The 429-nt window shown below is 46.4% G+C and carries 1 pseudogene; it reads right to left on the bottom strand.

Annotation, left to right across the window (positions count from 1 at the left end):
* Positions 1–429: pseudogene (locus B3V51_RS12340) on the bottom strand (penicillin-binding protein 2); the annotation flags it as partial.

Consider the following 429-nt stretch of genomic DNA (forward strand, 5'->3'; position numbering starts at 1 on the left):
GCACCGCGGCGGCCATCTAGCTGCTGCTGGGCGACCTTTTGCAGCCCATAATCCAAGCTCAACGTGATATCGTTACCAGAGGTAGGCGGTTTCGTGTCCAATTGACGTAGGATATTGCCGTGAGCATCTGTTTCTACCGACTGATAGCCTGGTTGCCCAAGCAAAATATCTTCGTAATAGTCTTCAATACCAATCTTACCGATCAGATCAGTACCTGCATAGCGGTCCTTATCAATACGCTTAGACTCTTTATCGTTAATACGACCAACGTAACCGATCACATGAGCAAATAGCTCATCATAAGGATAATCACGCGTCAGCTTACTTTGGATAGAAACACCGCGAAAGAACGGCTTACGCTCACTAAACTGAGCTAACTGTGCCTCTGTGAGATCGATTTTGATGGTCACAGGGTCGTTTTTGTTTTTG

Origin of the sequence: Psychrobacter sp. UBA2514 (assembly GCF_002341255.1) — a bacterium.
Taxonomy (GTDB): Bacteria; Pseudomonadota; Gammaproteobacteria; order Pseudomonadales; family Moraxellaceae; genus Psychrobacter; species Psychrobacter pacificensis.